10 protein-coding genes are annotated in these 12,835 nt (G+C 69.0%); 7 read left to right on the top strand and 3 right to left on the bottom strand.

The features are described 5' to 3' along the window. Positions 1-49 precede the first annotated feature (49 nt). The 7 genes from HWX08_RS29560 to HWX08_RS29530 all read left to right on the top strand — a co-directional run bounded on the left by HWX08_RS29560 (position 50) and on the right by HWX08_RS29530 (position 8,742). Positions 50-1,558, top strand: coding sequence for an NCS1 family nucleobase:cation symporter-1 (locus HWX08_RS29560; protein WP_174920735.1), 1,509 nt, complete (start codon positions 50-52; stop codon positions 1,556-1,558). A 61-nt stretch (positions 1,559-1,619) separates the two neighbouring features. Beyond that, entirely contained in the window at positions 1,620-3,077 is a 1,458-nt protein-coding gene (gene hydA / locus HWX08_RS29555) for a dihydropyrimidinase (RefSeq protein WP_174920736.1), read from the top strand. Positions 3,078-3,487: 410 nt separating this feature from the next. Continuing rightward, the gene (locus HWX08_RS29550) at positions 3,488-4,447 is read left to right on the top strand and encodes a nucleoside-specific channel-forming protein Tsx (protein WP_226243991.1); all 960 of its coding nucleotides are present in this window, start codon (positions 3,488-3,490) and stop codon (positions 4,445-4,447) included. 18 nt (positions 4,448-4,465) lie between these two features. After that, on the top strand, positions 4,466-5,539 hold the full coding sequence (locus HWX08_RS29545; protein ID WP_425128477.1) for a purine-nucleoside phosphorylase: 1,074 nt from the start codon (positions 4,466-4,468) through the stop codon (positions 5,537-5,539). Between the two features lie 78 nt (positions 5,540-5,617). After that, a complete protein-coding gene (locus tag HWX08_RS29540; RefSeq protein WP_069258194.1) occupies positions 5,618-6,892 on the top strand; it encodes a NupC/NupG family nucleoside CNT transporter in 1,275 nt (424 codons plus the stop codon). 39 nt (positions 6,893-6,931) lie between these two features. Further along, positions 6,932-8,248, top strand: coding sequence for a thymidine phosphorylase (gene deoA, locus HWX08_RS29535; RefSeq protein WP_174920737.1), 1,317 nt, complete (start codon positions 6,932-6,934; stop codon positions 8,246-8,248). A 20-nt stretch (positions 8,249-8,268) separates the two neighbouring features. After that, positions 8,269-8,742: a cytidine deaminase gene (locus HWX08_RS29530; protein ID WP_279610527.1), complete on the top strand. Its 474-nt coding sequence runs from the start codon at positions 8,269-8,271 to the stop codon at positions 8,740-8,742. A gap of 28 nt (positions 8,743-8,770) precedes the next feature. Here the strand turns inward: HWX08_RS29530 and HWX08_RS29525 are convergent, their stop codons facing one another. From HWX08_RS29525 to HWX08_RS29515, 3 genes are all read right to left on the bottom strand, one after another. Further along, entirely contained in the window at positions 8,771-9,886 is a 1,116-nt protein-coding gene (locus HWX08_RS29525; RefSeq protein WP_174920738.1) for an aromatic ring-hydroxylating oxygenase subunit alpha, read from the bottom strand. 244 nt (positions 9,887-10,130) lie between these two features. Then, a complete protein-coding gene (gene msrA / locus HWX08_RS29520) occupies positions 10,131-10,826 on the bottom strand; it encodes a peptide-methionine (S)-S-oxide reductase MsrA (protein ID WP_174920845.1) in 696 nt (231 codons plus the stop codon). 123 nt (positions 10,827-10,949) lie between these two features. Then, positions 10,950-12,818 (bottom strand): cytochrome c biogenesis protein DipZ, encoded by a 1,869-nt coding sequence (locus HWX08_RS29515; protein ID WP_174920739.1) that lies wholly within the window; start codon positions 12,816-12,818, stop codon positions 10,950-10,952. Positions 12,819-12,835: the final 17 nt, after the last annotated feature.

Here is a 12,835-nt window from a genome sequence, read left to right as displayed (position 1 = left end):
GCCGGCATCGCACGATGCCGGCGCCGGTGTTTCTCGTGGAGTGCGCTCGATGAATCACGCAGCGAATCCCGCCGATCCCGATAGCGCCGCGGCGCAGGGCGGCAGCCTGTACAACGACGACCTCGCGCCGACGACGCCGGCGCAGCGCACGTGGAAGTGGTATCACTTCGCGGCGCTGTGGGTCGGGATGGTGATGAACATCGCGTCGTACATGCTCGCGGCCGGGCTGATCCAGGAAGGCATGTCGCCTTGGCAGGCCGTGACGACGGTGCTGCTCGGCAACCTGATCGTGCTGGTGCCGATGCTGCTGATCGGCCATGCGGGCGCGAAGCACGGGATTCCGTACGCGGTGCTCGTGCGCGCGTCGTTCGGCACGCAGGGCGCAAAGCTGCCGGCGCTGCTGCGCGCGATCGTCGCATGCGGCTGGTACGGGATCCAGACCTGGCTCGGCGGCAGCGCGATCTACACGCTGCTGAACATCCTGACCGGCAACGCGCTGCACGGCGCCGCGCTGCCGGTCGTCGGCATCGGGCTCGGGCAGCTCGCGTGTTTCCTCGTGTTCTGGGCGCTGCAGCTCTACTTCATCTGGCACGGCACCGATTCGATCCGCTGGCTCGAAAGCTGGTCCGCGCCGATCAAGGTCGTGATGTGCGTGGCGCTCGTGTGGTGGGCGACGTCGAAGGCGGGCGGCTTCGGCACGATGCTGTCGGCGCCGTCGCAGTTCGCGGCGGGCGGCAAGAAGGCGGGGCTCTTCTGGGCGACCTTCTGGCCGGGCCTGACCGCGATGGTCGGGTTCTGGGCGACGCTCGCGCTGAACATTCCCGACTTCACGCGCTTCGCGCATTCGCAGCGCGACCAGATCATCGGCCAGTCGATCGGGTTGCCGCTGCCGATGGCGCTGCTGTCGGTGGTGTCGGTCGTCGTCACGTCGGCGACCGTCGTGATCTACGGCAACGCGATCTGGGATCCGATCGACCTGACGAGCCGGATGACCGGCATCGGCGTGGGCATCGCGCTCGTGATCCTCACGCTCGACACGATGTGCTGCAACCTCGCCGCGAACCTCGTCGGCCCGGCCTACGACTTCTCGAGCCTGTGGCCGAAGGCGATCTCGTACCGCACGGGCGGGATGATCACCGCGACGATCGCGATCGTGATGATGCCGTGGAAGATCCTCGCGACGACGGACGGCTACATCTTCACCTGGCTCGTCGGCTATTCGGCGCTGCTCGGGCCCGTGGCGGGCATCATGATGGTCGACTACTTCCTGATTCGCGGCACGCGGCTCGACTCGCGCGCGCTGTTCGACGAGCGCGGCGGCTTCAGCTATGCGCGCGGCTGGAACCCGGCCGCGCTGGCCGCGCTCGCGATCGGCGTGCTGCCGAACCTGCCCGGTTTCCTGCACACGGCCTTTCCGGCGTCGTTTCCGAACGTGCCGGCGTTCTTCAACACGCTCTACACGTACGCGTGGTTCGTCGGCCTGGTTCTCGCGTCGTGCGTGTACGGCACCTGGATGAAGTGGCGCGCCGGCCCGCGCGCGCAGATCGCGAACGCATGACGCACCGCACGCGTGCGAGGCAGGCGATGCGGCACCCGACAGTCAACGAGGAGGCAACGAAATGGCAATCCTGATTCGCGGCGGCACCGTGGTCGATGCGGACCGCTCCTATCGCGCGGACGTGCTCTGCGCAGCGCCGGAGGACGGCGGCACGATCCTGCAGATCGCCGAAAGGATCGACGCACCGGCCGGCGCGAGCGTCGTCGACGCGCACGACCAGTACGTGATGCCGGGCGGCATCGATCCGCATACGCACATGGAACTGCCGTTCATGGGCACGACCGCGAGCGACGATTTCTACTCGGGTACCGCTGCCGGGCTCGCGGGCGGCACGACGAGCATCATCGATTTCGTGATCCCGAGCCCGAAGCAGCCGCTGATGGACGCGTTCCACGCATGGCGCGGCTGGGCCGAGAAGGCGGCGGCCGACTACGGCTTCCACGTGGCAGTCACGTGGTGGGACGAGAGCGTGCATCGCGACATGGGCACGCTCGTGCGCGAGCACGGCGTGTCGAGCTTCAAGCACTTCATGGCGTACAAGAACGCGATCATGGCCGACGACGAGGTGCTCGTGAACAGCTTCTCGCGTGCGCTCGAACTCGGCGCGCTGCCGACCGTGCACGCGGAGAACGGCGAACTCGTGTTCCAGTTGCAGAAGGCGCTGCTCGCGCGCGGGATGACGGGGCCGGAGGCGCATCCGCTGTCGCGGCCGCCGGAGGTCGAAGGCGAGGCCGCGAACCGCGCGATCCGCATCGCGCAGGTGCTCGGCGTGCCCGTGTATATCGTGCACGTGTCCGCGAAGGATGCGGTCGATGCGATCGCACGCGCGCGCAGCGAAGGGCTGCGCGTGTTCGGCGAAGTGCTGCCGGGCCACCTGGTGATCGACGAGGCCGTCTATCGCGACCCGGACTGGACGCGCGCGGCCGCGCACGTGATGAGCCCGCCGTTCCGCTCGGCCGAGCATCGCGAGGCGCTGTGGCGCGGGCTGCAGGCGGGGCAGCTGCATACGACGGCGACCGACCACTGCGTGTTCTGCGCATCGCAGAAGGCGATGGGCCGCGACGATTTCACGAAGATCCCGAACGGCTGCGGCGGGGTCGAGGACCGCATGTCGGTGCTGTGGCACCACGGCGTGAATCACGGCCGCATCACGCCGAACGAGTTCGTGCGGATCACGTCGACGAACGCCGCGCAGATCTTCAACCTGTATCCGCGCAAGGGCGCCGTGCAGGTGGGCGTCGATGCCGACCTCGTCGTGTGGGACCCGGCCGCGACGAAGACGATCTCGGTGAAGACCCATCACCAGCAGGTCGATTTCAACGTGTTCGAAGGGATGACGGTGCAGGGCGTTGCCACGCATACGCTCACGCGCGGCGCCCTCGCGTGGGCCGACGGCGAGTTGCGCGCGGTGCGCGGCGCGGGCCGCTACCTGAAGCGGCCGCCGGCGGCCAGCTACTACGAGGCCGCGCGGATCGCGAACCGGCTGCGCGAACCGCATCCGGTCGAGCGCGCCGGCTGAACGGAACGTGTCACGGGGCGTGTTCGTTCGCGCGTCGCGCCCGGCGCGCGTTCGGACATCCCGGTGCGTTCACGGCGGCGGCCGGCCGGCGCGGGACGGCTTGCCCCGCAGGTGGCGGCCGTTCCCCGCTTGCGCATCTTCCTCGCATCCTGTCCGTCCGGTCAATATATGGCACGGCTCGTGCTTTATCCCCTCGGGTTTATCCGTGAAACGGTCCGAATGCTGACTGACCGGTCAAGTTCGGAGCGCACGCGCACTTGAAGCAGGCGGCGCGCCCGAATCTGGGGCAGCGGCCGACCGCGGAGATCCGGGCCCGACGCGCGGCATCGGGATATCGACAAGAGCAACGATCGGAAGGCGGGGTCAAAAGCATGCATATGGAAGAACTGAGTAAATTGTCAAGGAGTACGATGAAAAAGATGGATGCGGCGGTGCGCACGGGCGCCCTGCTGCTTGCGCTGTCGGTGGGCGTGCCGGCGGCCGCCATCGCGCAGGAGGCGGGCACCGTCGCGCAGGCAGGTGCGACGCAGCTTGCCGAGAGCGGCACGGTCACGCCGAACGCGGCGCCGGCACCCGCACCGTCGCCGTATCTGTCGAGTTGGTTTCACCAGAGCCTCGGCGTGATCGGGTCGAAGGATATCCGCTTCGGGCCGCACACGACCAACGACGTGTACCTCGAATACGAATACTTCGGCCGCAAGGGGCCGTTCGATCTGTACGGCTATGTCGACCTGCCGCGCGCGATCGGCGTCGGCAACGGCTACGACTCGGGCTATACGAACAAGGGCTCGCCGCTGTTCAGCGAACAGGAGCCGCGCGTGTCGATCGACGATCTCGTCGGCCGGCATCTCGGATTCGGGCCGTTCAAGGAATGGTATGTCGCGTTCGACTGGATCTACGACCACGGGCACAACACGGCCGGGCGGCAAAACACGCTGTATGCGGGCCTCGGCACCGACATCGATACGCATACGAAGCTGATGCTGTCCGCGAACCTGTACCTGCGCCGGCAATGGGAGAACTACGGCGCGGCCAACCAGAACACGTGGGACGGCTATCGCGCGCAGATGAAATACATCTACCCGATCGGCACGTTTCACGGCGGCAACCTGACCTACGTCGGGTTCTTCAACTACGACTTCGGTTCGAAACTGCGCGAGGAGACGGGCGGCAATGCGCGCACCGACACAGCGTTCGTGTCGACCAACGTGCTGATCTATTCATTCAAGCACTGGCGCTTCTGGACCGCCGCCCGCTATTTCCACAACGGCGGCCAGTGGGGCGGCACCGAGCTGAACTTCGGCGACGGGCCGTTCCAGAACCGGTCGACCGGCTGGGGCTATTACGCGAGCGTCGGCTATCAGTTCTGACGGACTCGAGACGCGATCATGAATCTCACACGAACGAGGCAAGCAATGTGGAAGGGGAAAGTAGCGAAGTGGGCGGCCATCGTCGCCCTGGCCGCGACGATGACGGGCGGCGCGCACGCGGCCGGCGAACGCGCGGAGCGGCCGCGCGCGATCAAGGTGCTGATCGTCACGATGTTCGGGCCGGAAGGCAAAGCGTGGCTCGACCGGATCGGCCCGGTGCGGAAGATCGCGGTGCCGGGGCTGTCGCCCGACTACCCGGCCGTCAGTTGCACGCGCAACGACGTTTGCGTGCTGACGACCGGCATGGGTCACGCGAACGCGGCCGCGTCGATGGCGGCGCTGGTCTATTCGCGCCGGTTCGACCTGCGCAAGACCTACTTCGTCGTGACCGGCATCGCCGGCATCGATCCGGCGCAGGGCACGCTCGGCTCGGCCGCGTGGGCGCGCTACCTGGTCGACTTCGGGATCCAGTGGGAGCTGGATGCGCGCGAGATTCCGGCCGGCTGGAAGTCGGGCTATCTCGGCATCAACACGAAGAACGGGGAAGAGAAGCCGCCGCTCGATTACCGCACCGAGGTGTTCCGGTTGAATGAGGCACTCGTCGACAAAGCCGTCGCGCTGTCGCGCGACGTGACGTTGCACGACAGCAAGGAGGCGGCCGCGTATCGCGCGAAGTATCCGGATGCGCCCGCGAACCGGCCGCCGACCGTGATCCAGTGCGATACGCTCGCGGGCGACACGTGGTTCTCGGGCACGAAGCTCGGCGAGCGCGCCCGGGAATGGACGCGCCTGCTGACCGACGGCAAGGGGGTGTACTGCACGACGCAGCAGGAAGACAATGCGACGTTCGAAGTGATCAAGCGGGCGGCCGCGGCAGGGCTGGCCGATACGCAGCGTGTGGCCGTGCTGCGCTCGGGCTCGGACTTCGACCGGCCGCCGCCGGGCGGCTCGGACGTCGACAACCTGCTCGATTACCAGAGCCAGGGCGGGTTCGTACCGGCGCTCGACAATCTGTACCTCGCCGGTTCGCCGCTCGTGAACGCGATCGTGAAGGACTGGGCTCACTGGAAGGACGGCGTACCGGCCGAGTGACGGCCGTCGTCGGCGGGACACGGGCGCGCATCGGGCGCGCTCCGGCATTTCAATAACATCGAGAGAAAGGAGTACGAGGTGGACATTCTGCGCAGTCTCCTGGGTATGCTGTTCCTGCTGCTGGTTGCCTATCTGCTGTCGAACAACCGGCGCGCGGTGAGCGGCCGGACCATGATCGCCGCGCTGTGCACGCAGCTGGCGATCGGCGCGCTCGTGCTGTTCGTGCCGACGGGCCGCGCGGTGCTGGCGGCGGCCGCGAACGGCGTCAATCGCGTGCTCGACATGGGCAATCACGGCATCGCGTTCGTGTTCGGCGGGCTGGTCGACAGCCGGATGTTCCAGCTGTTCGGCGACGGCGGGTTCGTGTTCGGCCTGCGCGTGCTGCCGATGATCATCTTCGTGACCGCGCTGATCGCGGTGCTGTACTACATCGGCGTGATGAAGTGGATCGTCGCGATCCTCGGCGCCGTGCTCGCGAAAATGCTCGGCGTGAGCCGCATCGAGGCGTGCTCGGCCGTCGCGACGATCTTTCTCGGGCAGAGCGAGATGCCCGCGCTCGTGAAGCCGTTCGTGCGGAACATGACGAGCGCCGAGATCTTCACCGTGATGGCGAGCGGCATGGCGTCGGTCGCGGGCTCGGTGCTGGTCGGCTACGCCGGCCTCGGCGTGAAGATGGAGTACCTGCTCGCCGCGTCATTCATGGCGGTGCCCGGCGGGCTGCTGTTCGGCAAGCTGCTGTTTCCGACGGTCGAGCCGAGCCGCGTGGTGGTCGACGGGCTCGACTTCGACGACAAGCGGGCCGCCAACGTGATCGAGGCGGCGGCGTCCGGCGCATCGGTCGGGCTGCGGATCGCGATCAACGTCGGCGCGATGCTGATCGCGTTCGTGGGGCTCATCGCGCTGATGAACCTGATCGTGGCGGGCGTGGCCGCGTTCGCGGGCTTTCCGCAGATCACGCTGGTGGGTATCATCGGTCACCTGTTCGCGCCGCTCGCGTGGATCATCGGCGTGCCGTGGCACGACGCGGCACTGGCCGGCAACTTCATCGGCGAGAAGCTGATCTTCAACGAATTCGTCGCGTATGGCGACCTGTCGCCGTACCTGAAGGGCGGCGAGCACGTGGCGGCGGCCGGCCTGCAGGTGCTCGACCCGAAGACGCTCGCGATCGTGTCGTTCGCGCTGTGCGGTTTCGCGAACTTCTCGTCGATCGCGATTCTCGCGGGCGGCTTCAGTGCGGTCGCGCCCGAGCGCCGCTCGGAAGTCGCGCGGCACGGCCTGCGCGCGCTGACGGCCGCGACGCTGTCGAACCTGATGAGCGCGGCGATTGCCGGCCTGTTCTTCTCGCTGCATTGAACCGGGCAGCGCGCGCCTAACGATCGAGGAGAAGCAACGATGTTCTTACCGCAGGAATTCATTCGCCGCAAGCGCGACGGGCAACCGCTCGATCGCGACGGGATCGCCGCGTTCGTGCGCGGCGTGACCGACGGCAGCGTGACCGAAGGCCAGGTGGCCGCGTTCGCGATGGCCGTGTTCTTCAACGACCTGAGCACCGACGAGCGCGTCGCGCTGACGCTCGCGCAGCGCGATTCGGGCGACGTGCTCGACTGGCGCGCGCTCGATCTCGGCGGCCCGGTGATCGACAAGCATTCGACGGGCGGCGTCGGCGATGTCGTGTCGCTGATGCTCGGGCCGATGGTGGCCGCATGCGGCGGCTACGTGCCGATGATCTCGGGGCGCGGGCTCGGCCATACCGGCGGCACGCTCGACAAGCTGAGCGCGATTCCCGGCTACGACGTGACCCCCGATACGGATGCGTTTCGCCGCACGGTGCGCGACGTCGGCGTCGCGATCATCGGGCAGACTGCCCGGCTGGCGCCGGCCGACAAGCGCATCTATGCGATTCGCGACGTGACGGCCACCGTCGAGTCGGTCGCGATGATCACCGCGTCGATCCTGTCGAAGAAGCTCGCGGCCGGGCTCGACGGGCTCGTGATGGACGTCAAGGTCGGCTCCGGCGCGTTCATGCCGACCGCGGAGCAATCGGCGGAACTGGCGCGCAGCATCGTCGACGTCGGCAACGGCGCCGGCATGAAGACGACCGCGATCCTCACCGACATGAACCAGTCGCTTGCGCCGTGCGCGGGCAATGCGCTCGAAGTGGCGTGCGCGATCGACTACCTGACCGGCAAGTCGCGTCCGGCGCGCCTGCACGACGTCACGATGGCGCTGTCGGCGGAGCTGCTCGTCACCGGCGGGCTGGCGCACGATGTCGCGGCCGCGCGCGCGAAGCTGCAGCACGCGCTCGATTCGGGTGCGGCGGCGGAACGCTTCGCGAGAATGGTCGTCGCGCTCGGCGGCCCCGCGGACCTGATTGATGCGCCGGCGCGTCATCTTGCGCGGGCGGACGTGATCGTGCCGGTTCCGGCGCGCGCGAGCGGCGTGGTGCAGCGGGTCGATTGCCGCGCGCTCGGGCTTGCGGTCGTCGCGCTCGGCGGCGGCCGCACGCGCGCCGCGGATGCGATCGACTACAGCGTCGGCCTGACGGCGCTCGCGGAGATCGGGCAGCGCGTCGAGGGCGGCGCGCCGCTCGGCTACGTGCATGCCCGCGACGCCGCCGCCGCGGCGCACGCGGTGGAAGCGGTCCAGCGCAGCTACGTGCTGGGCGAGACGGCCGACGTGCCGCCGACCCTTTATCAACGGATCGGCTGACCGGCGGCGGAGGTGGGCGGTTGCGTCAGGTCGCGAGCGTATCGCGACGCCCGGGATGCGGCGGCGCGGATGCACCCCGGCACACGAATCGGAGGCACGGCGAGATGGAAAGAGACGAACTGATCGAACAGGCGAAGGCGGCGCGCGAGCGGGCGTATGCGCCGTATTCGCGTTTCAAGGTCGGCGCGGCGCTGCAGGCGCGCGACGGAACGATTTTTCACGGCTGCAACGTCGAGAACGCATCCTACGGGCTCTGCAACTGCGCGGAACGCACGGCGTTGTTTTCGGCCGTCGCCGCCGGCTATCGTCCGGGCGATTTCGCGCGGCTCGCGGTGGTGGGCGACACGGACGGCCCGATCGCACCGTGCGGTGCGTGCCGTCAGGTGATCATCGAGATCGGCACGCCCGATATCGAAGTGGTGCTGGCCAACCTGAAAGGGGCCGTCGAGGTCACGACGGCCGACGCACTGCTGCCGGGCGCGTTCCGGTTGTAACGGCGCGCGCCGCGGCGCGCCGCCTACGTCACGCGCCGTCGCGCGCGTCGCGGATCGGGATCACCGTGCGCGCGCCGCACTGGCGCAGCAGGTCGCGCAGCTCGTTGATGACCGGGAACACTTCGTGGTTCCAGTCGGCGCCCTGCCGATCGTGCGCTTCCTGCTCGCGCTCGACGATCCAGCGATCCTCGCGGAAGATGCGCTCGGTAAACCAGACCAGTAACGGCCACGCGAGATCGAGCGCGAACGGTATGCCGGGCTTGTGGATCGACAGCAGTCCGAAGGTTCGGTTGGTGCGCTGTTCGGCGTCGAGCGGCACGTAGACGATCCACAGGTCCATCACGAGCGTGCCTTCGCTCGAGCGGATCTGCAGCGTCTGGTACGGATAGCCGGTGCGCACCGTCATCACGCTCTTGTTCGCCTGCTCGCCCGGCTTCTTGCTCGCGCCGAACACGAGCGCCTCGCCCACCGGCTGCTTGCCTTCCATACGCGCAAACGTGTAGTCGACTTCGACCCAGTCGTCGCCGCGGCGCCGGCCGACCGAGCGCGCGCGCATCTGCCCCATCTGCTTGCGGTGCAGGAACTGATGGTTCATGTCCATCAGGTTCTCGTGCATGAACGAGTAGTGGCACTTGACCTCGCGGCCGAAGCGGCGCGTCTTGAACGCGGGGTCGTCCGCCGATTCGAGCGCGGGGAACGGCCGGGTGTCGGCGAGCGTCGCGTCGCCCGGAAACACGAAGATCAGCCCGTGCGCTTCGCGGCACGGATACGCGCGCACGCCGTTGGGCAGGCGCTCGCGGCCGAGGTACGGCACGTCGACGCAGCGGCCGCTGTCGCACGCGTAGGTCCAGCCGTGATAGCAGCAGCGCAGCGTCTCGCCGCTCACGACGCCGGCGTGCAGCGGCACCTGGCGGTGCGCGCAACGATCTTCGAGCGCGTACACGGCGCCGGATTCGGTGCGTACGAGCACGATCGGATCGCCGGCGAAGCGCACGCCGAGCGTCTTGCCGCGTTTCAGCTCGCGCGACCACGCGAGCGGGTACCAGTGATCGGGATGAATCGGCACGCGGCGCAGGTCGCGCACGGCCGTGCCGGAAGAGGGTTCTCCAAGGGTGTCGCTATCGGGGAAGGGCACTGCGTGCATGCGTGACGCCTCCGGGCGGGACTGGAATACGTGGCGCCGCAGGATGCGGCGTTGATCTGGAGAAGTCTACGCGAAGTTGCCCGTTACGGCAGAAGCGATGCGGGTTTGCCCCGGCACGGCGGTGGCGGTTTCGTTGATGCAGCGCAACCCGGGCATAGGACGGCGCGCTTTCCGCACCTGGGCGCGGGGCGGCACGGGCATGGCCGCGCGGCGGGTGTTACCCCGTCACGCGGCCGCCTGCGGGTCACGAGCGCGCATCGCGCCACAGCACCGCGTCGGTACGGTACAGCGCGGGGAAGTGCTGCTTCAGCCCGGCGATCTTCGGCATGTCGTTGTACGCGATGTACGGCGCGTCGGGGTGCAGTTCGAGGTAGTTCTGGTGATAGGCCTCGGCCGGATAGAAGCCCTTGTAGTCCTCCACGCGCGTGACGACGGGCGCCGGAAACACGTGCGCGGCGCCGAGCTGCGCGATGTACGCGGTCGCGACCGCGCGTTGCTGCGCCGTGGTCGGGAAGATCGCCGACCGGTATTGCGTCCCTTCGTCGGGGCCCTGGCGGTTGAGCTCGGTCGGATCGTGCGCGACCGAGAAGAACACCTGCAGCAGCCGGCCATACGTGATCCGGGTCGGGTCGTACACGATGCGGACCGATTCCGCGTGCCCGGTCAGCCCCGAGCCGACGAGCGCGTAGTGCGCGGTTTCGGACGCCCCGCCCGCGTAGCCGGCCGTGACCTGCTTCACGCCCTTCACGTGCTCGAACACGCCCTGCACGCCCCAGAAGCAGCCGCCGGCGAACACGGCCGTCTCGTCGTGCGATGCGCCGGGCGTTTCGTCGAGCGTCGGCGCGGGCACGGTGCGCATCGTCTCGGCGGAATTGACGATGCGTTGGTAGCCGAACAGCGCGGCAGCCGCGACGGCGACGGCGCCGATGCGGCGCAGCATCGCCGCGCGCCGTTGCGGCGCCGGGCCGGGGGAGAAAGTGGTATTCACAGTGTGCTCCTTCGGAAAGCGGTACGGAAAGCGGGAGGCGCGGACGCGGCGCTGGTGCGCCGCGTTCGGCCGGGATTAGCCGAACGTGAACGCGTACGCATTCACGCCGGGATCGAGAAATTCGATCGCGAACGTGCGGTCGGCGATCGCGCCGGGCTGCCGCACCAGCTGGTACAGGCGCTGTCCGCTCACGGTGCCGTCGCCTTGCGCGTCGACGTCGCTGCCGTGAGCGGCGCCGGGCGCCGCGCCGTCGATCGTCACGCGAAAGCGCACCGGCTGGCCGTTCGCACCCGGGCCGAGCACCAGGTGCAGATCGCGCGCGTGGAAGCGGTAGACGATCCGTCCCGACGGTGCGGCGAGCGACGCGCGTTCGGCGCCGACCTGCCACGTGCCGGCGAGGCCCCAGTCGTTGAGATCGGGGTGCGCCGGCGCGTCATAGCGGTGCGCCGCATCGCGCACGACGCCGCCCGGCGACGTGAAGCTCTCCGCGCGGGCGTAGCCGACGTAGGTTTCGGGCGAACGGACGTCCGCGGCGTCCGCTGCCGCGAGCGCGCCGTTCGCGGGTGCGCCGGCGAGCCCGAGCGGCACGTTCAATGCTTCCGGATGGCCGGCCTCGGCGAGCAGCGTCTGGATCGCACGCTCCGATTCCGCGTATTCGCCTTCGCCGAAGTGGTGGCGGCGCACGCGCCCCTGCGCGTCGACGAAGTAGTGCGCGGGCCAGTATTCGTTGTTGAACGCGCGCCAGATCGTGAAGCGGTTGTCGATCGCGACCGGGAAGTCGATGCCGAGGTCGTGCACGGCTTTCTTCACGTTGCCGATGTCGCGCTCGAACGCGAACTCCGGTGCGTGCACACCGATCACGACCAGCCCGTACGGTGCGTACTTGCGTGCCCAGGCGGTCGTGTACGGCAGCGTGCGCAGGCAGTTGATGCACGAATACGTCCAGAAATCGACCAGCACGACCTTGCCGCGCAGCCCGGCCGCCGTCAGCGGCGGCGAGTTCAGCCACTGCACCGCGCCGTCGAGCGACGGCAGCGTGCCTTCGACGGGCAGCGTGGCCGGTGCATGCGTCGTGTCGGCCGTGCGCATCATCGCGCCGCCGGTCATTGCGCCGCCGCCGGCTTGCGCGCTATCGGCTGCCGCGGCCATCATCGCGCCGCCGCGCGCGTCGTCGGCAGCGTTGCCGGTCGCGGGCATCATCGCCGGCGCGCCGTTTGAGCGCCCACCGAGCCGGTCGACGAGCTTCGTTTCGAGCCCGCCGGTCGTAACGGTCGACAGCTGCGCGAGTGCGCCCGTGTCGAGGCCGAGCGCGATCGCGCCGACGCCGGCCAGCAGCGCCGCGCCGATCCCGCGCTTGATCCATTCGCCGGCGCCGAGCGAGCGCTTCATCGCGGCGAACACCTTGCCGCCGATCACGAGCGCGACGCCGAGCGACGTCGCCGCGCCGGCCGCATACGCGACCAGCAGCAGCGTCGTGCCGACGCTGGCGCCGCGCAGCGCGGCGCCGGTCAGCACGAGCCCGAGGATCGGGCCCGCGCACGGCGCCCACAGCAGGCCGGTCGCGACGCCGAGCAGCAGCGACGACGCGGGGCCGGCCGGGCGGCCGTCGCGTTGGGCTAAGCCGGTGAGCCGGTTGCCGGCGGCGACGAGCGGGCGCGTCAGATGCTCCGCGACGCGCGGCATCAGCAGCGTCAGGCCGAATACCGCGAGCAGCACGATGGCGACCCAGCGGCCGGCCTGGTTGGCCTGCGCGACCCAGCCGCCGCCGACGGCGGCGAGCGTCGCGACGACCGCGAACGTGAGCGCCATGCCGGCCAGCAGCGGCAGGCCGGTGCGCACGAACGGCTGGTCGGCGCGCGCGAACACGAACGGCAGCACGGGCAGGATGCACGGGCTCAGGATCGTGAGCACGCCGCCGAGGTAGGCAAGGACGATGAGCAGCATGGTGCGTTCTCCAGTCG

This window comes from Burkholderia metallica (assembly GCF_902832845.1).
Lineage (GTDB): Bacteria > Pseudomonadota > Gammaproteobacteria > Burkholderiales > Burkholderiaceae > Burkholderia > Burkholderia metallica.
This window is presented reverse-complemented; position numbering and strand designations above follow the sequence as displayed.